General features: G+C 57.5%; 28 protein-coding genes. 4 read left to right on the forward strand and 24 right to left on the reverse strand.

All coding sequences use genetic code 11. The features are described from left to right. Positions 1-35: 35 nt before the first annotated feature. Entirely contained in the window at positions 36-425 is a 390-nt protein-coding gene (gene hisI, locus ACR3EM_RS05760; RefSeq protein WP_480469845.1) for a phosphoribosyl-AMP cyclohydrolase, read from the reverse strand. 48 nt (positions 426-473) lie between these two features. Between hisI and ACR3EM_RS05765 the strand changes: the two genes are divergently transcribed. After that, on the forward strand, positions 474-926 hold the full coding sequence (locus tag ACR3EM_RS05765; RefSeq protein ID WP_480469846.1) for an iron-sulfur cluster assembly scaffold protein: 453 nt from the start codon (positions 474-476) through the stop codon (positions 924-926). Positions 927-983: 57 nt separating this feature from the next. Next, positions 984-1,622, forward strand: a complete 639-nt coding sequence (locus tag ACR3EM_RS05770) for a MarC family protein (protein ID WP_480469847.1) — start codon at positions 984-986, stop codon at positions 1,620-1,622. A 184-nt stretch (positions 1,623-1,806) separates the two neighbouring features. Here the strand turns inward: ACR3EM_RS05770 and ACR3EM_RS05775 are convergent, their stop codons facing one another. The 5 genes from ACR3EM_RS05775 to sciP all read right to left on the reverse strand — a co-directional run bounded on the left by ACR3EM_RS05775 (position 1,807) and on the right by sciP (position 7,599). Beyond that, positions 1,807-1,929 carry a hypothetical protein gene (locus ACR3EM_RS05775; protein ID WP_480469848.1) on the reverse strand — a complete coding sequence of 41 codons (123 nt, stop codon included), beginning with the start codon at positions 1,927-1,929 and terminating at the stop codon, positions 1,807-1,809. Positions 1,930-2,039: 110 nt separating this feature from the next. Further along, positions 2,040-4,130 carry an ATP-dependent DNA helicase RecG gene (gene recG / locus ACR3EM_RS05780; RefSeq protein WP_480469849.1) on the reverse strand — a complete coding sequence of 697 codons (2,091 nt, stop codon included), beginning with the start codon at positions 4,128-4,130 and terminating at the stop codon, positions 2,040-2,042. After that, the gene (gene ligA / locus ACR3EM_RS05785) at positions 4,127-6,379 is read right to left on the reverse strand and encodes an NAD-dependent DNA ligase LigA (RefSeq protein WP_480469850.1); all 2,253 of its coding nucleotides are present in this window, start codon (positions 6,377-6,379) and stop codon (positions 4,127-4,129) included. The genes recG and ligA overlap by 4 nt, the downstream gene beginning before the upstream one ends. A 125-nt stretch (positions 6,380-6,504) precedes the next feature. Beyond that, positions 6,505-7,221 (reverse strand): response regulator transcription factor CtrA, encoded by a 717-nt coding sequence (gene ctrA / locus ACR3EM_RS05790; protein WP_480469851.1) that lies wholly within the window; start codon positions 7,219-7,221, stop codon positions 6,505-6,507. A gap of 84 nt (positions 7,222-7,305) precedes the next feature. After that, the gene (gene sciP, locus ACR3EM_RS05795) at positions 7,306-7,599 is read right to left on the reverse strand and encodes a CtrA inhibitor SciP (protein WP_480469852.1); all 294 of its coding nucleotides are present in this window, start codon (positions 7,597-7,599) and stop codon (positions 7,306-7,308) included. Between the two features lie 129 nt (positions 7,600-7,728). Between sciP and mnmA the strand changes: the two genes are divergently transcribed. Beyond that, entirely contained in the window at positions 7,729-8,874 is a 1,146-nt protein-coding gene (gene mnmA / locus ACR3EM_RS05800; protein WP_480469853.1) for a tRNA 2-thiouridine(34) synthase MnmA, read from the forward strand. On the opposite strand, the gene ACR3EM_RS05805 is transcribed toward mnmA, so the two are convergent. From ACR3EM_RS05805 to ACR3EM_RS05890, 18 genes are all read right to left on the reverse strand, one after another. Further along, positions 8,871-9,416, reverse strand: coding sequence for a carboxymuconolactone decarboxylase family protein (locus ACR3EM_RS05805; protein ID WP_480469854.1), 546 nt, complete (start codon positions 9,414-9,416; stop codon positions 8,871-8,873). The two genes, mnmA and ACR3EM_RS05805, sit on opposite strands and share 4 nt — an antisense overlap. An 86-nt stretch (positions 9,417-9,502) precedes the next feature. Next, positions 9,503-10,078: a hypothetical protein gene (locus tag ACR3EM_RS05810; RefSeq protein ID WP_480469855.1), complete on the reverse strand. Its 576-nt coding sequence runs from the start codon at positions 10,076-10,078 to the stop codon at positions 9,503-9,505. A gap of 4 nt (positions 10,079-10,082) precedes the next feature. After that, positions 10,083-11,237 carry a lipid-A-disaccharide synthase gene (gene lpxB / locus ACR3EM_RS05815; protein WP_480469856.1) on the reverse strand — a complete coding sequence of 385 codons (1,155 nt, stop codon included), beginning with the start codon at positions 11,235-11,237 and terminating at the stop codon, positions 10,083-10,085. Next, positions 11,237-12,031 carry an LpxI family protein gene (locus tag ACR3EM_RS05820; protein ID WP_480469857.1) on the reverse strand — a complete coding sequence of 265 codons (795 nt, stop codon included), beginning with the start codon at positions 12,029-12,031 and terminating at the stop codon, positions 11,237-11,239. The genes lpxB and ACR3EM_RS05820 overlap by 1 nt, the downstream gene beginning before the upstream one ends. 4 nt (positions 12,032-12,035) lie before the next feature. Further along, the gene (gene lpxA, locus ACR3EM_RS05825; RefSeq protein WP_480469858.1) at positions 12,036-12,821 is read right to left on the reverse strand and encodes an acyl-ACP--UDP-N-acetylglucosamine O-acyltransferase; all 786 of its coding nucleotides are present in this window, start codon (positions 12,819-12,821) and stop codon (positions 12,036-12,038) included. Further along, positions 12,818-13,291 (reverse strand): 3-hydroxyacyl-ACP dehydratase FabZ, encoded by a 474-nt coding sequence (gene fabZ, locus ACR3EM_RS05830; protein WP_480469859.1) that lies wholly within the window; start codon positions 13,289-13,291, stop codon positions 12,818-12,820. The genes lpxA and fabZ overlap by 4 nt, the downstream gene beginning before the upstream one ends. Positions 13,292-13,363: 72 nt before the next feature. Then, positions 13,364-13,873 carry an OmpH family outer membrane protein gene (locus ACR3EM_RS05835; protein WP_480469860.1) on the reverse strand — a complete coding sequence of 170 codons (510 nt, stop codon included), beginning with the start codon at positions 13,871-13,873 and terminating at the stop codon, positions 13,364-13,366. A gap of 78 nt (positions 13,874-13,951) precedes the next feature. Then, positions 13,952-16,312, reverse strand: a complete 2,361-nt coding sequence (gene bamA, locus ACR3EM_RS05840) for an outer membrane protein assembly factor BamA (protein ID WP_480469861.1) — start codon at positions 16,310-16,312, stop codon at positions 13,952-13,954. Positions 16,313-16,440: 128 nt separating this feature from the next. Next, on the reverse strand, positions 16,441-16,569 hold the full coding sequence (locus ACR3EM_RS05845; RefSeq protein ID WP_480469862.1) for a hypothetical protein: 129 nt from the start codon (positions 16,567-16,569) through the stop codon (positions 16,441-16,443). 90 nt (positions 16,570-16,659) lie between these two features. Further along, positions 16,660-18,012 carry an RIP metalloprotease RseP gene (gene rseP, locus ACR3EM_RS05850; RefSeq protein ID WP_480469863.1) on the reverse strand — a complete coding sequence of 451 codons (1,353 nt, stop codon included), beginning with the start codon at positions 18,010-18,012 and terminating at the stop codon, positions 16,660-16,662. 6 nt (positions 18,013-18,018) lie between these two features. After that, positions 18,019-19,191: a 1-deoxy-D-xylulose-5-phosphate reductoisomerase gene (gene dxr / locus ACR3EM_RS05855; protein WP_480469864.1), complete on the reverse strand. Its 1,173-nt coding sequence runs from the start codon at positions 19,189-19,191 to the stop codon at positions 18,019-18,021. After that, a complete protein-coding gene (locus ACR3EM_RS05860; protein WP_480469865.1) occupies positions 19,191-19,973 on the reverse strand; it encodes a phosphatidate cytidylyltransferase in 783 nt (260 codons plus the stop codon). Before ACR3EM_RS05860 ends, dxr begins: the two co-directional genes overlap by 1 nt. Further along, positions 19,970-20,701, reverse strand: coding sequence for an isoprenyl transferase (locus tag ACR3EM_RS05865; RefSeq protein WP_480469866.1), 732 nt, complete (start codon positions 20,699-20,701; stop codon positions 19,970-19,972). The genes ACR3EM_RS05860 and ACR3EM_RS05865 overlap by 4 nt, the downstream gene beginning before the upstream one ends. Before the next feature lie 9 nt (positions 20,702-20,710). Then, positions 20,711-21,274: a ribosome recycling factor gene (gene frr, locus ACR3EM_RS05870; RefSeq protein WP_480469867.1), complete on the reverse strand. Its 564-nt coding sequence runs from the start codon at positions 21,272-21,274 to the stop codon at positions 20,711-20,713. Positions 21,275-21,456: 182 nt separating this feature from the next. Then, complete coding sequence (acuI, locus tag ACR3EM_RS05875; protein ID WP_480469868.1) at positions 21,457-22,452, reverse strand: acryloyl-CoA reductase; 996 nt, start codon at positions 22,450-22,452, stop codon at positions 21,457-21,459. Between the two features lie 102 nt (positions 22,453-22,554). Continuing rightward, a complete protein-coding gene (locus ACR3EM_RS05880; RefSeq protein ID WP_480469869.1) occupies positions 22,555-23,658 on the reverse strand; it encodes a dimethylsulfoniopropionate demethylase in 1,104 nt (367 codons plus the stop codon). A 64-nt stretch (positions 23,659-23,722) separates the two neighbouring features. After that, positions 23,723-24,427, reverse strand: coding sequence for a DUF1326 domain-containing protein (locus ACR3EM_RS05885; protein ID WP_480469870.1), 705 nt, complete (start codon positions 24,425-24,427; stop codon positions 23,723-23,725). A gap of 4 nt (positions 24,428-24,431) precedes the next feature. After that, a complete protein-coding gene (locus tag ACR3EM_RS05890; RefSeq protein ID WP_480469871.1) occupies positions 24,432-25,223 on the reverse strand; it encodes a DUF2182 domain-containing protein in 792 nt (263 codons plus the stop codon). Between the two features lie 89 nt (positions 25,224-25,312). Here ACR3EM_RS05890 and ACR3EM_RS05895 point away from each other — a divergent pair, with 89 nt between their 5' ends. After that, a complete protein-coding gene (locus tag ACR3EM_RS05895; RefSeq protein ID WP_480469872.1) occupies positions 25,313-26,044 on the forward strand; it encodes a FadR/GntR family transcriptional regulator in 732 nt (243 codons plus the stop codon). Positions 26,045-26,118: the final 74 nt, after the last annotated feature.

Here is a 26,118-nt window from a genome sequence, read left to right on the forward strand (position 1 = left end):
CGCCTTTTTCTGGATACCAGTGCCGCGAGCGGTGTTCATTCCATCGGCGACATCAGCTCAACTTCGGTTCCGGCGCGCACAGCAGTGTAAAAGCAGCTACGCCGATTGGTGTGGCATGCAGGTCCTGTCTGCCGCACGAGCACCAACAGGCAGTCACGGTCACAATCGACGCGGAAATCCACCAGTTCCTGTACATGGCCTGAGCTTTCGCCTTTGATCCAGAACGCCTGCCGCGACCGAGACCAATAGGTCACGCGACCGGTCTTCAATGTGCGTTCAATTGCTTCGGCGCTCATCCATGCCATCATCAACACTTCACCGGTACCCTCGTCTTGTGCAATCGCAGGCACCAGTCCTGCTTCGTTATACTTGAGCGTCGACGGATCGAACGAAACAGTTTGTGTCATGGCAAAAACCTTTTGCATCCCGGAACATGGTCACTATGTATGGGGAACAGCCAACGAGGGAAAGCCATGAGCGGCGAAACCGATCTGATCAAGCTATATTCAGGACGCATTCTTGCGCTTGCCGCTGATATCCCCCATCTCGAGCGGCTTGAAAATCCGGACGCAACCGTAAAGAAACGCGCGCCGCTTTGTGGCTCGACGGTGACCGTGGACGTTAAGGTCGAAGACGGGCGGATTTCTGATTTTGCACAGGATGTCAAAGCCTGCGCTTTGGGTCAGGCTTCGGCTTCAGTGGTTGGAAGCGCGGTGATTGGCGCAACCCGAGCTCAGGTGGAAACCGCACGCGAGCAACTGTCTGCGATGCTTAAGAAAGACGGCCCTGCCCCCGATGCACCGTTTGACGGGCTTGAGGTGCTGATGCCGTCGCGCGACTACAAAAACCGTCACGCCTCAATTCTTCTGGCGTTGGAAGCCACTGCCGAGGCGATGGAACAAGCTGAACAGGCCAACTGCGCCTGAGCGTGGTCTTTTTCGACAAACCCGTCTAATCTCCGCCGAAATCCGGGGGAGTAAGGCGTGGAAAAACTGCTCGAACATTTCGTAACCCTCTGGGTTGTCATTGATCCGATTGGCACGATCCCCGTCTTCATAGCCGTCACCACAAGCGTCGGGGTCGCTGCCCGGCGCAAAACCGCTCTGCTGGCCGCGCTTGTCAGTGCGGGTATACTTCTGTTCTTCCTCGTCTGTGGACAGCTGGTGATTGAGGCACTGGATATCGGTCTCAATTCCTTTCAGGTCGCTGGCGGGATTATTCTGTTCCTGTTCGCGCTGACCATGATCTTTGGCGAAAGCAAACAGGATATCGAACAGCGCGAGGCTCAGGAAGATCTGCAAGACAGGATGCATAAGACCAATCCTGCGATCTTTCCGCTGGCGGTTCCGTCCCTCGCCTCACCTGGCGCGATGCTGGCGATCGTCGTGCTGACCGACAACAATCGTTACAGCATTGCCGATCAGGGCATAACCGCTCTGGTGATGTTGGTGGTGATTGCCATTGCCTTTGTGCTGATGTTGCTGGCCGAGCCCATCATACGTTGGATCGGACATTCGGGTGCCGCGATCATCAGTCGGATCATGGGGATGATCCTGGCCTCGGTCGCGGTGAACTCTGTGCTGTCGGCGATGCTCGAAATCATCAAAACCGGGCAATTATAAAAAAGCCGCCGCTCCTTCCGGGCGGAAAGGGCGGCGGTAGGTTGTGCGTGTCTCACGTAGGGTCCGGATTTCCGCGCGGGGCCGAGGCTGGCCCCTTCAAGGGGTTTGGGACAGGCAGGTCACCCTTGACTGAGATGGGGAAACAAGCGCGGTGCTATCGGCATGAGATCGCAGGCAGAAAAGCTTAAAACCCCGTCGGCAGGTGAAGGGCAACCACCAGCATGACCACCAGAGAGACTGCGCCTACAGCATCCTGCAAAATCGTTGCTTGCGAACGGCTGAAAGCAGTCTTGATCTGGGCCAGCATGGTCTCACCTCCGGTCGGGTTTAATCTTTTGTTGACCTTTTGTTCTCATATTTTGGCGAGTCGGTAAAGAACTTTTTGAGAACATTTGCGAACTTTTGGGGATTTATGGTTTAACCCACTGAAATCAAACGGATTGCCTGATCCTGTTTCATCAGCCACAGAAGAACACGCGCGGCCTTTCCCCGATCTGAGGTCAAGTCCGGGTCAGTAGTCAGCAATGCGCGCGCGTCGGATTGGGCAACGGCCATCAACCCGGCCTGCCGCTCAAGATCTGCAATGCGGAACTTTGGCAACCCCGATTGTGCGGTGCCAATCAGATCCCCGGCCCCGCGCATCTGCAAGTCAGTCTCGGCGATCCGAAACCCGTCTTCAGTCTCACGCAGGACCTCCAGCCGCTTGCGCCCACCTTCGCTAAGCGGTGGCTGATACATCAACAAACAGGTCGAGGCATCCTCGCCCCGCCCTACGCGACCGCGCAGCTGGTGCAATTGCGCCAGGCCGAAAATCTCGGCCCGTTCGATTACCATGATGGTCGCGTTGGGCACGTTCACACCCACCTCGATCACGGTTGTGGCCACCAAAACCTTGGTCTGCCCAGATTGGAACGCCGCCATGGCAGCGTCTTTCTCAGCTGGTGGCATTTGCCCGTGTACAAGCCCCACGACGCCATCGCCCAACAGCGCGCGCAATCGTTTGAACCGCTCCTCAGCCGCTGTCAGATCGGAGACTTCAGATTCGTCCACCAGAGGGCAAACCCAATAGCATTGCTTGCCCGCTTCAATCGCGCCCCGGAGATGGGCCACGACCTCATTCATGCGTTGCGTGCTGACGATGGCGGTCTTGATCGGTTTCCGGCCCGGAGGTTTTTCGTCCAGAACCGAAACATCCATATCCCCGTATTGTGCCAAAGCCAGGCTGCGCGGGATCGGAGTCGCCGTCATCACCAGGACATCTGCGCGCTGGCCTTTCTCGGACAGTTCCATCCGCTGACGGACGCCAAAGCGGTGCTGTTCGTCGACAACCGCCAACCGCAAAGCGTTGAATTCTACATCGCTTTGGAAAACGGCATGGGTGCCGACGAGGATTTGGATATCACCCTGTTTCAATGCGGCCAGCTTGGCGCGCCGTTCTGCACCTTTGTCGCGCCCGGTCAGAATTTCGAGCACAACGCCAGCTTCCTCGGCCAACGGGCGCAGCCCTTCCAAATGCTGACGGGCCAGAATCTCGGTTGGGGCCATCATTACGCCCTGCCCGCCCGCCTCGACGGCGACCAGCAAGGCCATGAACGCCACTAGTGTCTTGCCTGCCCCCACATCACCCTGAAGCAACCGATTCATACGGCTGTCCGAGGCCATGTCTGCCGAGATCTCCTCAATCGCGCGCGTTTGCGCCCCGGTCGGACGGTACGGCAGGCTTGCCAATACCCTGGACTGCAGCGCACCTGTTCCGACACTGACGACCCCACGGGTCTTGCGTTCCTTTTGACGCGCGATCGCTAAAGTGAGCTGGTGCGCCAGAAACTCATCATAAGCCAACCGTTCACGCGCCGGAGCAAATGAGGCCACATCATCCGCACCTTTCGGGTGATGCGCCGCTTGCATCGCTGCTTGCCAATTCGGCCAGCTTTGCTGAGCGACCTGGGCTGGATCAGCCCACTCAGTCAAAGCAGGCGCGCGTGCCAACGCGCTTTGTGCAGCTTTGTAGGCCGTCTTCTGAGTGACGCCTTGTGTAAGATGGTAAACAGGCTCGAACTCAGGCAACTCGCCTGCACTTTCAAGGGCCACGACATGGTCGGGATGCACCATCTGCGCCATGCCATCGAACAGCTCAAGTTTGCCCGACACCACTCGGCGCGCGCCCTGCGGCAGTATTTTCTTCAGGTAGTCCCCGCGCGCATGAAAAAAGACCAGCTGGAAATCGGCCTGAGCATCTTCGACATGAATACGATAGGCACCACCCTTGTTGTGAGGAGGTCTGTGCGGGCCAACGGTCACCTCCACGGTCAGGGTCGTCGGTAAATCCGCGCCTTGGATCGTGTCTCGCCGCCTGCGGTCGATCACTGCATAGGGCAACGCAAACAACACATCACGCGGCGACTCGATCCCGAGCTGCCCCATCAGCTGCGCCGTCTTGGGACCAACACCGTCGAGCGTTTCAAGCCCTGCGAACAGCGGAAAGAGTTGTTCGGGTCTGCCGCTCATGCATCCCCGATCAGCTGCAGCCAGCCGTCTTCGTCGAGTGTTTCTATACCCAGATCAGCTGCCTTCTTCGCCTTCGATCCGGCCCCGGGACCAGCCACAAGAAGATCAGTCTTCTGACTGACCGAGCCGGAAACTTTTGCACCTAATGCTTCAGCCCGTGCCTTGGCCTCGGCACGGGTCATCTTTTCCAGCGTTCCGGTAAATACAACGGTTTTGCCCGCGACCGGGCTGTCCGACGACGGCGCCTCGGGTGGAACAATCGTCAGGTGCGCGCTTAGATCGTCAAAAGCCTTGCGCTCTTCGGCGTTAGCGAAAGCGTCGGATAGTGACAGGCCCAGAGTAGCCCCAATTCCATCGATTCCGATCAGATCAGACCATGCATTTGCAGCTGAGGCAGGTACGTCCAACCGCGCCGCGGCCGCATCGCGCGCTTCCTTCAGTCGTGCGCGCCGACCCTCGCCACTGGCGGCGATCCGTTCAGCCTCTTCCGCTTCGTCCGCCGCCCGCTGTGCCAAGGCCGCAGGGCGTGCAGTGTCAATCGCTGCGGCCATAACGTCCCAATCGCGGTAAAACAGTGCTAAATCGCGCGCGCCGACCTCACCGACATGGCGAATACCAAGGGCAAACAAAAGTCGTGCAAAGGGAATTGTCCGCTTTTCATCGATGGCCGCAAACAGGTTACTGGCCGAGGTGTCGCCCCAGCCATCCCGATTCTTCAGGCGCGCCAGATTGCCCGCGTCACGATCCTGCAGCGTGAAAATGTCAGCAGGAGTATTGATCGGCAGGATCGAGTCGCCATGGAACATCTCGATCTGTTTCGCGCCCAAACCTTCGATATCGAAGGCCTTGCGCGACACAAAGTGTTTAAGCTTCTCAACCGCTTGTGCCGGACAAATTAAACCACCGGTGCAGCGCCGAACCGCATCGCCCTCTTCGCGGATCGCATCGCTGCTGCATTCGGGACATTTCGATGGGAAATCATAGGGTTCGGAATCGTCGGGCCGCTTGGATAGGTCCACATCCGAGATCTTGGGGATCACGTCGCCCGCGCGATAGACCTGCACCCAATCCCCGACACGAATGTCCTTGCCATCACGGATTACCCCGCCTTTGGCGTCTCGCCCGGCGATATAGTCCTCGTTGTGCAAGGTCGCGTTCGAAACAACGACGCCACCAACCGTGACCGGATGCAACCGAGCAACCGGGCTGAGCGCTCCGGTTCGGCCGACTTGAATGTCGATCGCCTCCAGCCGTGTCCAAGCAAGTTCTGCCGGGAATTTATGTGCGATGGCCCAACGAGGCGTCGTCGAGCGAAACCCCAGACGAGCCTGCAGGCCAAGGTCATCGACCTTATAGACCACGCCATCGATATCGTAGCCCAAGGTTGCGCGCTGCGCTTCGATCTCACGGTAGTGTTCGAGCATCTGATTTGTTGTGGCACACAGGCGGGTCAGATCATTGACCTGAAATCCAAACTCACGAAGCCGCCCGATCGCAGCCATCTGCGTTTCCGCTAATGGTTTGGACAACGTCCCCCAGGCATAAGCAAAGAACCGCAGCGGTCGAGACCGGGTGATTTCTGAATCAAGCTGCCGTAGAGAACCCGCTGCCGCATTGCGCGGGTTTGCGAAAGTTTTTCCACCGGTTTCGGATTGCCGAGCGTTCAGCGCGTCGAAGTCCTGATGAGACATATAGACTTCGCCCCGAACCTCCAGAATCTCTGGGGCGCCCTCAATCCGGTGTGGGACATCCTCGACCGTGCGGGCATTTGCGGTGACGTTTTCACCGACTTCGCCATCTCCGCGCGTGGCAGCCTGTACCAGCTCGCCGTCTTCGTACCGCAGGGACAGGGACAAGCCATCAATCTTGGGCTCGGCTGTATAAGCCAGCGGTGCATCTGTGCTCAGGCCCAGATATTTACGAATCGAGCGGTCGAAATCGGCGACGTCGTCGTCTTCAAAGGCGTTGCCCAACGACATCATACGCATCGAATGGGCCACCTTGGCAAACCCGTCTGCAGGCCGTGCGCCGACCTGATCCGATGGGCTGTCGACGCGCTTCAGATTCGGAAACCGGTCCTCGATTTCGGCATTTCGGCGCTTGAGCGCATCGTAATCTGCATCCGAGATCTCAGGGGCATCTTTGGCATGATACAGATCATTGGCGCGCAGCAAAGCCGCGGCGAGCCGGGCAAGTTCTTCCCGTGCTTCGTCTTCGCTCAAATCAGCTACCGCAATGGTCTTGCTCATGTCCCCGCCCTGTCACGTTGTCTTGGACCCCAGTGATAGGGCGAGGCCATGGTCAGGTCCAGTGTTGTGCTGAGCCGCGAGTGGGATTGCCGCCCTGGACCGGCGGCGGCAAACTTCTTATGAGTTCAGGCGCCAACCGCGATACGGGTTTCGTCGACGCTGCCCGACTGTGGATCGCGCAGGACATAGCCACGGCCCCACACCGTCTCGATATAGTTCTCTCCACCCGTGGCATTGCTGAGCTTCTTGCGCAGTTTGCAAATAAACACGTCGATGATTTTCAGCTCGGGCTCATCCATGCCGCCATAGAGGTGGTTGAGAAACATCTCTTTGGTCAGCGTCGTACCCTTGCGCAGGCTCAAAAGCTCGAGCATCTGGTATTCTTTGCCGGTCAGATGCACGGTTTTGCCGCCAACCTCGACCGTTTTGGCATCCAGATTTACTGCCACCTGACCGGTATGGATCACCGATTGTGAATGCCCCTTGGAGCGACGGATGATCGCGTGAATGCGCGCCACAAGCTCTTCGCGATGGAACGGTTTAGTCAGGTAATCGTCCGCACCAAAGCCGAAGCCCTTGATCTTGCTTTCAGTATCGTCAGCACCCGAGAGGATCAGGATCGGCGTTTCAACCCGGGCAATACGCAACTGCCGTAGCACTTCGTGTCCGTTCATGTCCGGCAGATTCAGGTCCAGGAGGATCAGGTCATAGTCATACAATTTGGCCAGATCGATCCCCTCTTCACCCAGATCTGTCGCATACACATTCAGATTTGCATGCGTCAGCATCAACTCGATGCTTTTGGACGTGGTGGGATCATCCTCGACAAGAAGTATTCGCATTCAACTGCTCCAATTCGGTTAAAAATCTTCGGTTCGAAATGAGACTGGTCAAAAATGGTTAACCTGCCGTTACCGTTGATTCATTTATTCATGTTCTCCTTTAGGTTGTCGATATTTTTTTAGCGCCGTGACCTTCAGTGCATCAGCTCCATGTTCGGCTACGGCAGAAACCCAGGCATTGAATTCTTCATCACTGAGCCCGTATCGCTTTTTGGCATCCGACAAAGAAATCAGACCGTACAGCACGCCACGCACGACGACGATTTTACGTGATGCGACCCAGCGTCGTGTGTCCGCAGGTGGCAGATCTGCCCGCGTCAGAACAGTTCCATCTGGTAAGGTAACTGACCTTGGCCCTTCCACTTTGTGCAAATACATCTGTTAAACCTTCTTTTGCTGCGACAAAGCTGCGCCCAGCCTACTTAAAACAGCGTGAAACCGCCCCTTGAGAGTGTGTAGAATTTTCCTATATTCTGCCGGTCTTCTTTAAACCTGACTGGAATCGATATGGCCCTCGATACCGAGACACCGCTGAACTCGCTTGGCTTCGCCAAACCGCCCTCGGAAACGCGGGTGGTGGTCGCCATGTCCGGAGGTGTGGACAGTTCGGTCGTGGCCGCACATCTGGCAGAACAAGGTTACGACGTCGTCGGGGTGACCTTGCAGCTTTACGATCACGGCGCAGCGCTGGCCAAAAAAGGCGCCTGTTGTGCTGGGATTGACATCCACGACGCGCGGCGCGTGGCCGAGGAGCGCGGGTTTCCGCATTATGTCCTGGATTATGAAAACATCTTCAAGGACGCGGTAATTGATGAGTTCGCCGATAGCTATCTGGCTGGCGCGACCCCAGTGCCCTGCATCCGCTGCAATGAACGGGTAAAGTTCAAGGACCTTCTGGAAACGGCGAAGGACCTTGAGGCCGATTGCATGGCCACCGGTCATTACATCCAGCGCAAGATGGGCCCCAATGGCCCGGAACTGCACAGCGCCGAGGATGCGAACCGCGATCAGTCATATTTCCTGTTCTCGACAACACCTGAACAGCTGGATTTCCTGCGTTTCCCGCTGGGGCACCTGCCCTCCAAGGACGCCACCCGCGAGATGGCGGCCCAATATGGGTTGGCCGTAGCAGACAAGCCGGACAGTCAGGACATCTGTTTCGTGCCCAACGGCAACTATGCCAGCGTGATCGAAAAGCTGCGCCCCGGTGCGGCAGAGCCCGGCGAGATCGTTCATGCCGATGGCCGCGTACTGGCGCAGCATGATGGTGTGATCCACTACACGATCGGTCAGCGCCGCGGTCTTGGCATTGGCGGCCTCAGCGAACCGCTCTACGTGGTTAAACTGGACGTGGACAAGAAGCAGGTCGTCGTCGGCCCAAAAGAGATGCTGGCCACCCGCGTCGTACCCGTGCGCGAGATCAACTGGTTGGGCGATGAACCCTTCACCTCGCGCGACGAATGGCATCTGTCGGTAAAGGTCCGCTCGACCCGGCCGCCGCGTGAGGCGATCATTCGCCCCCTTTCCGACACAACGGCAGAGGTCGAATTGCTGACGCCGGAAGAAGGGATATCGCCCGGTCAAGCCTGCGTGTTCTATGCAAGCGAAGGCAGCCGTATCTTTGGCGGCGGCTGGATCTGGCGTGGCTATTAAGCCGAAATCGGATCGACCTCGGCCTCGATCTGTATCTGAAGCGCATCGTTGAAGCGATTGAATGCGCCGGTGAGAGCGATGCGCCAAGTCAGCTCAACGATCTGCGCATCGCTGAACCATTCACGCAGGTCCGAAACCTCAGCATCTCGCATCCTGCCTGATCGTGTCGTCACCGCTTCGGCAAACCGGACCACCGCTTTGTCACAGTCGTCCAGTTCGGGATGATCGTCGACATCGGGCAAACGCGCCGCGCCTTCCGGGCTTAGCCCGGTCACGGTCAGCAGCGGTGTATGATGCGACACGCAATAGTCGCAGGCATTCAGCTTGGAAACAGTTACCATCGCTAATTCGAGTGCACGTCTCGGCAGATTTTCCTGAGCACGCAATGTGGTCAGCAGACCCGTCACATGCTCAAGCACCGGCGGGCAATAGGCCGCGACGCGTGCCCAGTTATCGAATGGTCCATAGCCCTGCAGCGCCGCAAAAGACGCGCAGGCCGCGTCGGTCATTTCATCATCGCTCAGCGGTGGGATTCGGGTCATGGGCTATCTCCTTCGCAGCCAGCATATCCAAGCCTTCAGGTGCTGCAACAGATGCCGACCGATCACAATACGTTGGTTACGTCAGATCAGAGCACATCAGTTGGTGAGTTGAACAGGATGTAGAGCCCGACACAGACCATTATGTAAGGTGCGACCCGATCCATCCGGGCCACCTGCGGGCCAAGGCTTTTGGCCCGTGGCGCACCCCATGTTGCAACGGCGACCAAGGTACAGGCAGCGATGGCTGCTCCCACCAAGGCGGCAAAACGGAACGATGGCGTCGAATCTGCTAACAGCGGGGTCATGACCGCAAAGCTGTCGACCGACAGGCTCAGAAATAAGGTTATAACCGAGCTGACGGCACCTTTGGAACTTACGTCCTCCGCTTCCGTCCCCCGAAACTGCTGCCAGATTCCGCGCAGGCCGAAGATCAACGGAACGATACCAAGGTATCCGATCCACTCGGGAATACCGCTCTGATCCAATCCGACCGCAACGGTCATCGCGAGAGACAAGACAATGGCCTGTGCAATGGCAAAACCGACGATGGCGCGGCGTTGTTCCATGATCAGGATCAGGCCCAGCAATACCGCCAGATTGTCGAGGTTCGTCGACACCATCGCCACCCCAGCCGATATGGCGAAAAGGACATGCTCGAACATGGTGTTACGACATCCGTTCCAGGACTGCGCGCGCCGCACGTAAGCCGGGGGCCTCGCCGCCTCGCCCCAGACGCTGCATCGTCTCAGTCATCGCCTGTTGCTGGTTTCCGGGGGTCGCCGCGACGTCTCTTAATGCATCAGCAATCTTACCGGGCTGGCAGTCGTCCAGCAGACATTCAGGGACCGTTCGTGTTTCTGACACCAGATTGACCAGAGTGACCGTGTCCAGTTTCACCATACGCTTTGCGATCAGCGTGGTTAGCCAGTTCAGGTTATAGGCAATCACCATCGGCGTCGCCTGCGCCGCGAGCTCCAGAGAAACGGTGCCAGACGCCGCAAGCGCAAGATCGGCTGCGGCAAAGGCTGCCCGTTTCTGCGCCTGAGCCTGATCCGAAGGCAATTCTCGTGGATCGATAACAACCGGCTGACCCGGCCAATCCTTCACCTGCTCAGAAACCGCATCCACCATATGCGCAACGGCGGGAACAACAACGCGCATGTCAGGCCGATCTTGCAGAAATTGCCCGAGGGCGGCGCCAAACATCGGAGCCAACCTTTCAACCTCACCCCGGCGAGAACCAGGCAGCGCAAGGATAATCGGCGCATCACCCAGATCGTGATCGGTGCGGAACTGCGCTATGTCCTGATCTGTGGCGACGGGTTCGTTCACAACCGGATGGCCAACGAAATCGCACTCCATTCCGGCGCGTTCCATATATGGCGGTTCGAACGGCAACAGGGCGAGGACGTGATCAATCACTTTCGCCATTTTATCGGCACGCCCCGGCCGCCAAGCCCAAACGCTGGGCGCAACATAGTGCACGGTGCGGATGTTGCTTTCGGCCTTTACCAGCTTCGCGACACGCAGGGAAAAATCCGGGCTGTCGATGGTGATCAATACATCCGGTTGCGTCTCAAGCACTTCCTGAGAGGTTTCAGCAATACGACGTTTGAGGTGAAAAAACTTGGGCAAAACCTCAACCAGCCCCATGACGCTGAGTTCTGACATGGGAAATCGGCTGCTCAGCCCCTGCGCCTGCATCAAGGGACCACCCACGCCGTCAAACGTGACATCAGGAACCAGCACACGCAGACCTTCCATCAACGCGGCCCCTAAACGGTCGCCCGAAGGTTCCCCCGCGACCAGAAAGACGCGCATCAGACCGCGCGCTCACGGACCTGCAGGAACAGGCCAAGACGATTGCATTCCTCAATGACACGGTCGCGCTGCAGCACGATGACACCGCCCTTTTCGATCACAATACCAGCCAGACCAGCAGCCACAGCGCCAGATACCGTATCAGGCCCGATGGCGGGCATATCCGCACGCCGGTCCTGATCGGGCTTGGGGCCCTTGAACAGAACACCACCGCCCGCATCGGGTCGTTGTGTCAGAGATTGCAACATCCATGCGGTGCCAAAGATACTCTCGACCGCCAGCGCCTGTCCTTTCTGTACCACACAAGCCTGACCGATATCGGCAGCACCCATCGCGCGCAGGATACCCGCAGCGCGATCCGCATCTGCCAGATCGGCCTCGGACGGGTGCGCTTCGGTCAGGCAACCCAGCGGAGGCAGCAGATCAGGCGCAATCTCATGCGCGGCCCGAACGTTCAGTCCGGCGTCTTCAAAGATGCCGATGACCGCTCGCAGCGCGCCATCGTCTCCGGACATGATGGCCTGCTGCAGGATCGGAACCAGCGGCATCGTTGCAGCGTCGATCCGCGCCGGGTCAACAACAGGGCGGCGTACTGCTCCGGCCATGCAGATCTCGGTTACGCCCCGCGTTTTGAGGTCAGCGATGAAACTGCCGAGATGTTCTAGAGGAAAGATCACATCTGCTGTCAGAGTGTCCGGTTCGAACTCCTCCATGGCGCAAATCAGCGGGCGATCGGACAGGCACGAAAGCACCATATCCGGTAGCGCACCTGTTCCCGCGATCAGAGCCAGCATCGGATTACTTCCTCGGCGTCAGGAACGAGCGATCGGATTCACCGGTGACGAAATCGACGATCCGGCGCACATATTCGCTTTCGTGATCGTCGCCCAATCGCTTGGCACGATCCATGAAGGTGCCCTCACCCTCGGACAATTCGCGAAACGCGGCACGCAGGGCCGAGATATCTGCACGCGCCACGCCACGCCGTTTCAACCCCACAAGGTTCAGACCATCCAGTTCGCCGCGCGGAGCTTGCACAAGGCCGTAGGGAATCACATCATTTGCCACCATCGTCAGCGCGCCGATGATCGCACCGCGACCGACACGCACAAATTGATGCAGACCGGAAATGCCGCCGACGATCACGTCATCCTCAATAATGCAGTGACCGGCCGCGCCGGCATGGTTGACCATGATCACCCGGTTGCCAATCTGCACGTCATGGGCGACATGGACACCGGCCATCAGCAGGCAATCGTCGCCGATACGGGTCACACCACCGCCACCGTCTGTACCGGTGTTAACCGTCACATGTTCACGGATGCGGTTGCGTTTGCCGATTTCCAATCGGGTATTCTCGCCGCCGAATTTCAGATCCTGCGGTATTTCTCCAATGACCGAGAAATTGAAGATCACAGTGTCTTCGCCGACGCTGGTGTCGCCGGTCACCACCACATGAGATTTCAGCTCAACCCGATCACCCAAACGGACCTGCGATCCGATGTAACAGAAGGGACCGATGATGCAGCCCTGCCCGATCTGAGCCCCGTCTTCGATAATGGCGCTGGGATGGATACCGCTCATGTCGTCTTTTCCATATCCCAATCGACATAGGCCGAGAATTCGGCCTCGGCGGCAACTTCGCCTTCAACGGTTGCGCGACCGCTGAATTTGAAGATTTTACCGCCTTTCTTGCCACGCACCGTTTCGACATGCATCTCAAGTACGTCGCCGGGCACAACCTTGCGGCGGAACTTACACTTATCGATGTTCATGAAATAGATCAGCAGTTCACTGTCGATCACGTCCATGCCGACGCCCAACATGACACCGGCGGTCTGCGCCATCGCCTCGACAATCGTGACGCCGGGCATGATTGGAGTGCCCGGAAAATGCCCCTGAAAATGGGGTTCATTCATGGTGACGTTCTTGATACCAACTGCGGATTGATAGCCCTGGATGTCCACGACCTTATCGACCAGCAAAAACGGATAGCGATGCGGCAATATCCGCTGAATCAGCTGAATGTCGGCGCTCTTGGTTTCCGTGGTCATGGTTTGGATGTCCTGTTTTGGATGTCTCGTTCAAGCGTGGTTAGCAATACCGATACGTAAGGGCAAGTCAGCCTATTCGCCGTTGGTGCCGCCAAGCGCGCTTCCATCGCCAATCGCGGCATTGATGCGTTCAATCGCGGCGTCCGTGATGTCTGAGGCGTCCGTGCTAAGCACGACCGTCGCCCTTTCAATTACAACCGAAGCCTGGGATTCGCGCAGCAACTCGATCAGAACAGGCTGCGCCAGCTCGAAAAACCGGCCGCGCGCCTCTTCACCGCGCCGTGCCAGAAGGTCCAGCTTGGCGCGCTGACCCTCGCGATGGGACTGGACCTTTTCGTCAAACGCTTCTGCCAGGGGTCGAAACTCTTCAGCCGACAAAGACTTACGCTTTTCGGTCAGGTCTTTTTCTTCCTCGCTCAACTCAGAAACGATCCGCTCGTTCTCCTGAGCCAACAAGGCGCTCTCGGTCTCGATTTCACGAAATACCCGCTGACCAAAAGCGGATTCGGCGAAAAACCTTTCGCTGGAAATTGTCAGTACGCCGGTTTGAGGCACACCAAGCTGCTGTGCCCTTACGGGCAATACAGACAAAAAGACCAAAATACACAGGGCCCAAAAAGGGCCCTGCAATAACATTATGTTCCTGTTACGCATTCGGGATCAGAACTGAGCCTGAATGGTCAGGTCGAAGTTCCGCTCGTTATCGAACTCTTCCTTCTTGAGAGCCTTCGAGAAGTTGAAGCGCAGTGGACCAAAGGGCGTGGTCCACAGAACCGAAACGCCGATGACATGACGGATCGAACCGTTGGCACCCACAATATCAGATCCTGCAGTGTTCACGTTGTCAATGTTGTAGAGATTGCCAACGTCATAGAACACACCGCCCCGCAATCCCAATTCCTCGGGCAGGCCCAGCGGGAAGTCGGATTCGAAACGGGCTACCCAATAGTAGTTGCCCCCGATCGCGTCATCCTGGCCATTCGAGAGATCACGCGGGCCGAGACCAGCGGGCTCAAAGCCGCGGAACGTATTCGGACCCAGCACGAAACGGTCGATTGTTCTGCTGAAGTCGTCACCAGTCCAATTCAACGCCCCAAGTTCCAGACTGGCGCGAAGCACAACTTCTTCATTCCATACCCGCTTTTGCGCGATGGCGCGCGCGGTCGTCTGAATGAATTCGTTGTCACCACCAAGTCCGGCCGCATCCACACCAACCTCGAAAAGAACACCAGCTGTTGGATTCAGCCCGCCCAAACGGCTGTCATAGACATAAGACAGGCCAATCGAACTCGTGGTGCGTTTGCCTTGGGCAATTTCCGAGGCAATCACAGCACCGTTGGTTTCATTGCTTTGCTGTGTCATCTCGCTGCGGTCCCACCCATAGCGCAGGCGCAGCGCCGAAAGCTCACCGATGGCATAGCTGATCTGAGGGTTGAAGAAGACCGTTTTGGTATCAAAGCTGGCAAAGCTCGAGTTCGTGGTAGAAAGCCCCAAACCCAAATCAAAGCGCAGCTTTCGGCCCAACAGATAAGGCTCGGTAAAGTTGATCGAGTATTCTTCCGAATCCTGCGCAGTCGACAGGGTCACACCCAAATTCTGACCACGTCCCAGAAAGTTGGATTCATTCAGACCAATTGCGATCCCGAAGCCATCTGTGGCCGAAAAACTACCACCAAGGCTCAGCGACCCGGTTGGTTGTTCTTCAACATCGACGTCAACAATAACCTGGCTGGGTGTCGATCCTTCACGTGTCTCCACATCCGCGACCGAGAAGAAGCCGAGTGCACGAATACGCTCAGCGCTCTGACGAATTTCACGGGGATTGAACGGGTCACCTTCGACCGTATCAAACTGGCGTCGAATTACGCGGTCCAGAGTGGTCGTATTGCCTTCGATATCGATCCGCTCCACGAAGATGCGCGGCCCGCGGGTCAGTACGAATTGCACGTCCAAGGTCAGATCTCGCGCGTTTCGCGTGATACGAGGCTCAACACGCAGGAAGTCGACGCCGTTCTTGATCCCCAGCCGCTCCATCCGAGCGATCGAGTTTTCCACCAGCGACGGCGAGTAGATAACGCCGGGTTTGATCTTCAACGCGTCTTGATAGACCGCAGGGTCCACACCCGGAATTTCGCTGACTGTGGAAATCTGGCCAAACGCGAAACGCTGGCCCTCCGTAATATTCATGACCAGGAAAAAGGCGTCACGTTCACGCGTAAATTCAACATTCGCGCTGTTGACCCGAAAATCGACATAGCCCCGCGACAGATAGAAATCGCGGATCACTTGCTTGTCGAACTCGATACGGTCCGCGATGAAAGTGTCTCCACGCAGGAACGTACGAAGGAAGTTCGCCTGCTTGGTTTCGAGCACACGGCGTAGACGACGGTCCGAATAGGCCCGGTTGCCCACGAAGCTTACGCGCTCCACCTCGATGGTCGTGCCTTCGGCAACCTCAAAAACCAGATCGACCCGATTGTCGCTCCGGCGAATGATGCGCGGGATAACAGTGGCCGACACCCGGCCTTGCGAGGAATAGATCTGAGCGATCAGCTCGGCATCCGCTTCGGCCACCTGCGGTGTGAAAACGCGCCGCGTCTCGGATGAAATCGCGTCCAGTAGAACATCGTCTTTAACACGGCGGTTACCTTCGATGCTGATCTGGTTGATTGTCGGGTATTCTTCGACCTCGATAACCAGGGTATTGCCACGCGGTGTCAGCTCGACTGTCTCAAAAACACCACTGTCAAGCAAACGCTGGAAGGCGTCATTCAGCTCTCCAGCGCTTACCGTCTGTCCCGGCTCGATTCCCGTCCGGGCGATGATGGTCGAGGTTTCGATACGGCGATTGCCTTCAACATCGAAGCTGTTGATCGTGTAAGACTGCGCCTGTGCCGGCTGCGGCAATACCAGTAAACCCGGTATAGCAAAGAAGAAAAAGAACGTTAGTGCCTGCCACAAAATATTGTTTTGCCGCCCGCGAGAGCCGCAGTATGTGCCCGTGCCTCTGCTGTCAGTCATTTTTGTCACTACCCAGAATTTTCAGACTTTAGCTGCTGAGTAGCCCGATTGTGGCATCATGTCAAAAGCGCAAAACGTAAAAAACGGCCCGCAGGCCGTTCCAAGATGTCACAGTGATGCAGAAAGAATCACAGTCCGACGAGATACCCGCCAACCGCCAGCGCCAATGCGGTGACTCCAAAGCTGAGCAGCACATCCCAGTTCAACAGAAACAGATAGCTGAAACTCTGATACGATTTCTGCAGTGTCTTGGTCATAGCCCTTGAGCCCATTCTTTAAAATGCACCCAAGAGCATAGGGCCGAAATGAGGCAATTTTGCGTCCGAACCGTGCCGTGCCTGCCTTAATCAGCAGAACAGGTCATTGCTGACCGAAAAGATCATCAACGACAGGATCAACGTTACTCCGATACCCATCAGAACACGCAGTGCCTTGTCGCTGGGCGGTTTACCAGACACCGCTTCATAGGCGTAGAACAACAGATGTCCACCATCCAGCGCCGGGATCGGGAAAAGATTCAAAAGGCCTACCGCAGTGGACAACACAGCGATGAAAAAGATGAAGCTTTGCGTACCCTGGCTGGCCATCGCCCCCGATACTTCAGCAATCCCAATTGGCCCGGAAATGTTGCAGGTGCTGATGGCCCCCGTAATCATATGCCATATGCCGGAAAGCGAGCCTTCGATGATACGCCCTGTCTGAGCGACACCACCTTTTAACGAGTCCCAAACTCCGGCCGGAACCTTCTCGGGTTCAATCATCATGCCGCCGACGATGCCAATACGCCAATGGGTGACAAATCCGCCTTCCGGTTTTGGTTCGTCCGTCCGGCGCGGGGCCAGAGCGAACTCCAGATCTGCGCCGTCGCGCCAGACCGTCAGCAACAAAGCCCGACCATCCGAGCCTTCGACATGCTCCTTCAGTTGGTCGAAGGCAAAGATCGGATCACCATCAACAGCCGTGATGACATCGCCTGACTGCAGCTGGATATCCATGGCTGCGCTGCGTGGCGCAACTTGTTGAATCAAAGGTGGGAACAGCCATGGACCTTGAACGTCAATCGTCTCACCATCACGGATGACCGTATAGTCCAACTCCGGCAGTACCGGCAAGGCGTCGATAAAGTCCGACCAGTTGTTCTCGTCGTCGAAATCCGGGGTTTGCAGCCCTGCGATGGCGATGATTTCATCGCCCTCCTGCAAACCTTGCGCCGTCCCGGGAAGCGGTTGCAGTGCACCAACCGTAAGTGGTTCACGCGACACACCGTTCGACCAGAAAACCAGGCCAAACACCAAAATCGACATCGCGAAATTAAAGATCGGCCCGGCCGCCACGGTCGCTGCGCGCGCCCAGAGCGGGGCACCATGCATCGTGCGACGCAGTTCTTCCGGGCTTTGATGGGCGATGTCGGCCATCGTTTCTTCATCTTTGCCCGAAGCGGCATTCGCATCGCCCAGGAACTTTACGTAGCCCCCGAACGGAAGCAGCGCGATTTGCCAGCGGGTGCCGCGCTTATCGATGCGGCTCCAAAGCACCGGACCAAACCCGATCGAAAACACTTCGGCATGAATGCCTGACCAGCGGCCAACAATATAGTGCCCGTATTCATGCACGGCTACGATCGCTGAAAGCGCCACAACAAAGGCCAGGATCGTATAGAGAAGATTGCCGAATTGCGGGATCAGAGAGAGTATGTCCAAAGGTGTTTATCCTGTTCGTTGCAATACGGTTTCATCGACCCATTGCCGTGTCAGATGGTCCGTTTGCTGCACATTATCAAGTGTCAAAGGGGCATCAATAAGGCCGTCCGAGGCCTCATATCGATCAAGCACTGAAGCCACTGCATCTGCCATATCCAAGAACCCGATCCGGCGCGCAATGAAATGATCCAGAGCACGTTCCTTGGCCGCGTTGAAGATTGCGCCGGACAGGCCACCGCGTGCCATTACCTCTCGCGCAAGCCGCAGGGCGGGATAACGCGTCTCGTCCGGCGCCACAAAGCGCAATTGTCCAAGTTTGGCGAGGTCCAACCGTTCTACCGGTAATTCGCGCCGTTCAGGCCAATGAAGCGCATATCCGATTGCATGTCGCATATCCGGTGCTCCGAGATGTGCCATCAACGCACCGTCCTGAAACCCAACCAGTGCGTGGACGATTGATTCAGGATGAACTAGCACTTCAATTCGGGAAGGGTCGATTCCAAAATATTCTTTGGTCTCTATGACTTCTAGCGCTTTATTGAACATCGAAGCGCTGTCGATCGTGATCCTTTGACCCATATCCCAATTAGGGTGACTCGAGGCTTGTTCGACCGTGGCATGAGCCAGATCAGCCAATGGCCAATCTCGGAATGCCCCGCCACTGGCCGTTATGATAACCCGCTCGACGCAGTTGATGTCCTCGCCCACAAGGGCCTGAAACACCGCCGAATGTTCGCTGTCGACGGGCAACAGCTTTGCGCCGTGTGCTCGCGCAGTGTCCAGAACCAGTGAACCCGCGCAGACCAGCGTCTCTTTGTTGGCCAGCGCGAGTGTCGCGCCCTGTTTCAGCGCTTCGATCCCCGGAGCCAGCCCTGCTGCGCCAACGATGGCCGACATGACCCAATCCGCCGGGCGCGTGCCTGCCTCAATCAAAGCCGCCTGCCCCGCAGCAGCCTGAACGCCGCTTCCAGCCAGAGCGTCACGCAGATCATCCAACCGATCTTCGAATGCGGTCACCGCGATATCGGCGCGCAGGCGTATGGCATCCTGCGCCAACTGGGCGATGTTACCAGCACCGGTCAGCGCCACCACCTTGTAGGCGTCGGGATGTCGTGCGATCAGATCAATGGTGTTCTGCCCTATCGATCCGGTCGCCCCGAATATCGATACTCTGCGCATCACATGCCTCCGGGTGCGTATATCAGCCCTGCAATCAACACAAAGACCGCTGCGCCCATCATTCCATCAAAACGATCCAGGAACCCTCCGTGCCCCGGGATCAGGTTCGAGCTGTCTTTGACCCCGAGCTTACGCTTCACGGCGCTTTCGACGATGTCGCCGGCCTGGCTGGCCATAGAAGCAAGCACCGATACCAGAACGAAAGCTGCCCCAAAGCCCACATAAGCGGCGAAGATAACCCCGACCAACGCGGCAGCCAGCCAGCCTCCGACCGTACCCGACCACGTCTTCTTGGGGCTTACCTTTGGCCAGAACTTAGGTCCACCCAGCGTTTTGCCTACAAAATATCCCGCGACGTCGGTGGCGACCACGATCAGGATCAGCCAAACCATCCAGCCGAACCCCATATTTTCTCGGATCGAGATGAAGCCCAACCCTGAGGCCGCAATCCAGAACGCAAACATAACATAAAGTCCGCGCGCGCGGCTGACCTGCCCCGCCCCAACCAGAGCTGGAGCCAGCAGGAAAGGAAGTTTGTAAAGCGGGGGCAAATGATAACTCAGGATAACGGCAACGCCTGTCAAGATCGCAAGCTGAATGGCGACGCCTTTGCGGTCGGGGTCCACCATACGCACCAGTTCCCAGGTCATCAGACCACAGGCTGCAGCAATGAATACCTCGAACCACAATCCGCCCAGCCAGACTTCGATCGCGCCGACGATGACGAGAACCGCAGCCGACAGGACCCGGGTGGTCAGATCAGACCATCGGCCATCAGTCATGCTGGAACCGCTCCAAACCTCCGCTCGCGCGCGCCATAACTGCGGCACAGGCGCTCGAGCTCGGCGGCGGTGAAATCGGGCCACAGCGTATCGATGAATTCATATTCGGAATAGGCGGATTGCCAGAGCAGAAAGTTTGAAATCCGCGCCTCGCCACTGGTCCTGATCACAAGATCCGGATCCGGAAGTACGCGCGTATCCAGATATTTAGGCAGGGTTTCCTCATCCACGTCTTCGGGCCGCAGGCGCCCCTCAGCCACATCACGAGCCAGACGTTTGGTTGCGCGAGCCACCTCATCACGCCCGCCGTAGTTAAGGGCTACGGTCAGATGAACCAGCTCGTTATCCTGCGTCTCTCGCTCTAGCGTGTCCATCAACTCAATCAGCTTCGCGTCCAGACGCACACGATCGCCGATGAACCGCACTCGGATACCATTATCCTTCAACGTCTTGGTTTCTTTGACGATATACCGCCGAAACAAGCTCATCAGACCAGCAACTTCGACCTGCGTGCGTTTCCAGTTTTCCGTCGAAAAGGCGAATATCGTGAGGTATTTGATCCCCAGCCCAGGACAGGCCTCAACCACCTCACGCACACGGCGCGCGCCCGCGTGATGGCCAAACAACCTGGGCCGCCCGCGCGCCTGCGCCCAGCGGCCATTTCCGTCCATGATGATGGCCACATGGCGCGGCCCTGTATCGAGGGCGGTATGGGGATCTTTCGGCATGTCTCGCGCTCAGACCTGCATGATCTCGGCTTGCTTTGTCTCAAGCGCATCATCAACGGCTTTGATCATCATGTCGGTCAGGTCCTGCACCTCGGCTTCCCAGAGCTTCTGGTCATCCTCAGACAGGCCATCGGCTTTGCCCTTCTTGATCTGATCCATGCCATCGCGCCGAACATTACGGATCGAAACCCGCGCGCTTTCTGCATATTGTCCTGCAACCTTGCCCAGCTCTCGGCGGCGTTCTTCGTTCAATTCTGGGATCGGCAGCATGATGATCGTGCCGTTCAGTTGAGGGTTGATCCCCAACCCACTCTCACGGATTGCCTTTTCAACCTTTCCCACAAGCGACTTGTCCCAGACATTGACCGTCACCATTCGCGGCTCGGGCACGTTCACTGTCCCCACCTGATTGATCGGCGTCATCGAGCCATAGGCGTCAACCATCACCGGTTCGAGCATTGAGGCCGAGGCCCGCCCTGTCCGAAGCGATGCGAATTCGGTTTTGAGGTTTGTCATAGCGCCGTCCATGCGGCGTTTCAGATCATCGGTGTCCAGGTCAAAATCATCAGACATGCTGCTCACTCCCCGTCTTCAGGTGCTGTTCGGATGGGTCTTAAGCCATCACAAATGGGATGTATAGCAATCATGGGCAGGAATTGTGGCAATGACCAGAACTGTTTCTGGTATCTTCTGCACAATCACAACGACAAAGCCGGTCGGATAGCGTACCCGACCAGCTTCAGACCTCATGCTGATCAGCTGTTAACGTCGACCACGACGCGCCCTTTGACCTGTCCGTTCAAAATATCTGCCCCCAATGCGGGCAGATCTGACAATGTTGCCGGATGCACCATGGCTTCAAGCTTATCCATCGGCAAATCGGTTGCGATGCGCTGCCAGGCCCGCACGCGGTTTTCATATGGCTGCATGACGCTGTCGATCCCAAGCAAGTTGACCCCACGCAGAAGGAACGGAATCACGGTCGCGGGCAAAGCAGCCCCTCCGGCAAGGCCAACAGCCGCAACCGAGGCACCATACTTCATCTGCCCCAGAACCCGAGCCAACATTGCACCACCAACGGCATCCACACAGCCAGACCAAGTTTCACTCTCCAATGGGCGCTTGGTGGTTTCGTTCAACTCATCCCGAGGCACAATTGTCGTCGCCCCCAGCGAGGTCAGATACTCTGCTGTCTCGGGGCGCCCTGTGACAGCGGCAACTTCATAGCCAAGATGCGCTAATATCGCAGTCGCGACCGAGCCTACGCCGCCGGCGGCCCCCGTCACCAGCACCGGGCCATGCCCCGACTCCAAGCCATGATCTTCAAGCGCCATAACGGCCAACATCGCGGTGAACCCGGCGGTCCCAATCGCCATCGCCTGACGTGCTGACAGACCTTCTGGCAGAGGTACAAGCCAATCTGCGCGCGCGTTGGCTTTTTGGGAATAGCCACCCCAATGCGCCTCGCCTACGCGCCATCCGGTCAGCACAACCTTGTCACCGGGTTTGTACCGCTCGTCTGAAGACGCCTCGACCGTCCCCGCATAGTCGATCCCTGGAATATGAGGGTAGCTGCGCACCAGTCCGCCCCCTTTGGGCGACATACACAGACCATCCTTGTAATTCACGGTCGAATAGTCGACAGCAACCGTCACCTCGCCCGCAGGCAAGTCATCCACGTTGATCTGCTTGACCGACGCGCTCGCCAGACCGCTCTCTTCATCCTTGTCCATGACCAATGCGTTAAACATCTGATATCCTTTCTGTTTCAAACGACCAGATCCGCTTCTTCATCTGGCCCAAAATACCCCGGGGGAGTCGCGCAGCGACGGGGGCAGAGCCCCCTTCCCCGATCAAATCCAGAACCCGTCCTTCACGACCGCGCTTCGCTGCCCGTCGGGCGTCTCTACCTCCAGCGCGGTGCCCGGATCCCAATGGCTCAACCGCAGCATTCCAATCGAGACATTGACCTGAAAATCCGGCGACCACGCGGCCGAGGTCACTTGCCCAACAGGCTTGCCGCCACCGTAGACAGGCCAGGGCCGATCGCATGGCGGGACAGTATCCCCGGAAATCTCAATCGGTCTGATCTGCTGCACAGGACCCTCTTTGGCGACACGCAGCAAAGCATCGCGCCCGACGCAACCGATAGCTGTGTGAGTGTTACAGAACTTGCCAAGACCGCATTCATGCGGAGTGTTGTCGTCGGTCATGTCGTTGCCGTAAGACAGCAAACCGCCCTCAATCCGTTCGATCAGGTTCGGGCAACCGGCGCGCACGTTCAGGTCTTCACCTGCGCCGAACAGAGCATTCCAAAGTGGCATGCCGACATCTCCGCCCTCGACGTAAATCTCGAACCCGCCTTGTTTTGAATAGCCCGACCGCGCAACGGCCAGATCGCGTCCTTCAAACTGGAACATATCGAATTTGAAGAACCGAATGTCGCGCACGCGGTCGCCGAACACCCGTGCCATCAGATCATCGGCTTTCGGTCCTTGTACCGCCAGCGGAGAGACATCCGGCTCATCTACCAGAACATCCAGACGATAGCCGTTGGCTAATCCTTTCACCCAAAGCAGCAAATCGCTGTCGGCGATCGAGATCCACCACCGGTCGTCCGATAGTTTTACTGCAACCGGATCATTCAGCATACCGCCCGTTTCATCCACGATCGGCACATAGAAACACTGACCGGGCAGCATTCCGCGCAGATCGCGCGGTGTCAGCATCTGCATCAGACGGGCTGCATCAGGCCCCCGCAGCTCGACCTGGCGTTCGCATGAGACGTCCCAGACCTGCACATGGGATTTGAGATGCCGGTAGTCTGCCTCGACGCTTTCGAAAACCGTGGGCAGTAACATACGATTATAGACGGTGTATCCCTTGACCCCCGCCGCCTCGACACCCTCAGAGAAGGGCGTGCGACGCAGTCGGCGAGAAAGTGAGATTTGAGCCATTCATGCCTCCTCAGGCAACACCAGCATTGATGCCAATCACTTTGGGCTGAAACGCCCGCGTGACTTACTTGGGTCCATGCCAGTCAATCGGACAAATTTCGGCGGATTTGCCACCGAAATCCCAGACACGACCATAGTCGCGCACCTTGGATTTGGTGCCCTTCGCCACGATGATATCTGGCCCCATCCAGTATTTCGAGTTCGAGACCATCACCGGATGCTCCGGGTCCTTGCCTGCCAGCATCTCAATCTCGCCTTGAATCTTGCGCCCGATCACAATGCGCCGCTTGGTGCCGTCACGCTCGATCACAACCGGAGCACGCTCTGCCCCGATGATCTCGCTGACCAGCATAGTGAACAGACCCGTTGTGCCACCTGCCTGACCGCTGAAGATCTGCAGAAGACCGTTATAGGCTTTGCCGCTGGCGCGTTCGTCGACATAGGCCGCGACCTTCCACTGACCTTCGCCCATACGGCCCGGGATATCGACCAGCAGGCCCACATTCAGGCCTGACAGGTCTTCGCCCTCATAATGACCTTCATCGATGATGATGCCCATCCAGGCATGGCAGTGCCCTTCTGTCGGAGGGTGCGCCCCAAGCGATACAACGCAGGGGCAGAACACATCGCAGGAACAGTTCAGGATCAGCTCACCTTTGATGGCCCAGTCCGTCGGGCTCATCTCGCGGCGCTTGGGATTTGGCATCCGGCTGTCGATCCGTTGACTGATCGGCAGTTTGTCCGATTCCGGTTTTCTGTTTTTTGCCATCGGCTTATCCTCCGTATGCAATGTGATACGCCAGCAGTCCAAAACCGCCCGCAATCAGCGCGAACCCCAAGGGGCGCGTTACCGCGTGCCCGATCTGAGGAAGTTTCTCCAACACCATGAACAGGGTCGCGAGACCCATCCACAACAGGCTCATAATCCCACCAACAAAGCCGAGCGCCATGAACCCCCAACAGCATCCGACGCAGAACGAGCCCAGCCCCAAGCCCATTCGCAGACCGCCGGTGAAACCCGTCTTCCAGTGCCCAAGAAAATAGGTCATCGGGGCGTGGCAAACCCCATGGCAGACCTCTTTCACGCGGGTGAACTGGAATGCGCCAACCGCGATCAGCAGCCCAGCTGCCAAATAGGGTGATTTGGCGATACCCAGCATGTCAACCGCGCCACCAAACAGCAGAGCCAGCTGCAGACCGGTGATCAGGGCCGCGAAACCGACCCAAACAATGAAGTAACCGCTCAGAACGCCCAGCCACCCTGCCCGCGTTCCGTTTGCACTGCGGATCAGGTCGTCATAGCTGCGCAGGGTGGGCACAAGCGTTGGTAGCATCATCGCCGCCATCATGATGGCCCACATCCAGAACAGCGGGCCAAACTCGGCCATGGGCATATACATGTCCATCCGCGGATCCATCGCGGCCATGGATTGTCCCATCGGGCCCGGTCTGCCGATCCAGTCCAGATCCATATCGCGGCTCATGCTGAACATCATCCACCACGCCCAAAGGATCGTGATGTAGAAGCCCAACCAAAGCGCGCTGCGGAAAACTGAGCGACTCACTTGCCCCTCCCGACTCAACTCTCTTGCTTTTCAAATGTCAGACTTTTAAATGTCAGACAAATGAAAATTCTCGAATCCGCATAAACACCATGAAAATCGACCCGCGAAACCCTGCTGATCTGTCGGCCCAAATTGCCCAGGCAATCCGGGACGCGATCGTTTCTGGCCGGTTGATTGTGGATGAGCGGTTGCCCTCCGAATCCGAGCTCGCTGATCAGTTTCAGGTCTCGCGCCCGACTGTTCGTGAGGCATTGAAGCGGCTTGCCGCACAGTCTCTGATCCGCACGCAACGCGGGGCATCGGGTGGTGCATTCGTGAACAGGCTGAACTTTGAGGATGCTTATTCTCAGCAGATTACGACCTCAACCTTGCTACTGTCGATGAACGCAGTCAGCTTTGATACCGCTTGCGAGGCCCGCTATGCGCTAGAACGCGCCTGTGCCTCGCTTTCGGCGCAGCGTCGCACAGCCGATCAACTGGCCACGATGCGGGCTGAAATCTTTCGGCAATCGCAACCGGGTTTGACGGATGAGGCATTTTGCGCCTCTGACGTGGCCTTTCACCGCGCGCTGGTCGATGGCGCGGGCAATCCGGTTTTGTCCTACCAACTTGCTGGGGCTGTCGAAGCAATGCAGCCCCTGATGAACATGATTACCTTTACAGCTCGGTCGCGCGAAGAGATCATCGCGCTGCACACCGACATCGCCGATGGGCTGGAGGCAGGCGATGCGGCGACCGTGGATGCCGCGCTGATCAAACTGGAAAGCTATACGAGACAACTGGCGCAAGATGTCGCCGAACAGCGGCGCAAACCCGCATAAGAACGAAACCAACGAGGACCCCGAGCAGGCAGCATGACATCCGGCGACAAGACCGGAACTCTCACTATGAATTG

It is taken from the genome of Ruegeria sp. AH3 (assembly GCF_056536265.1).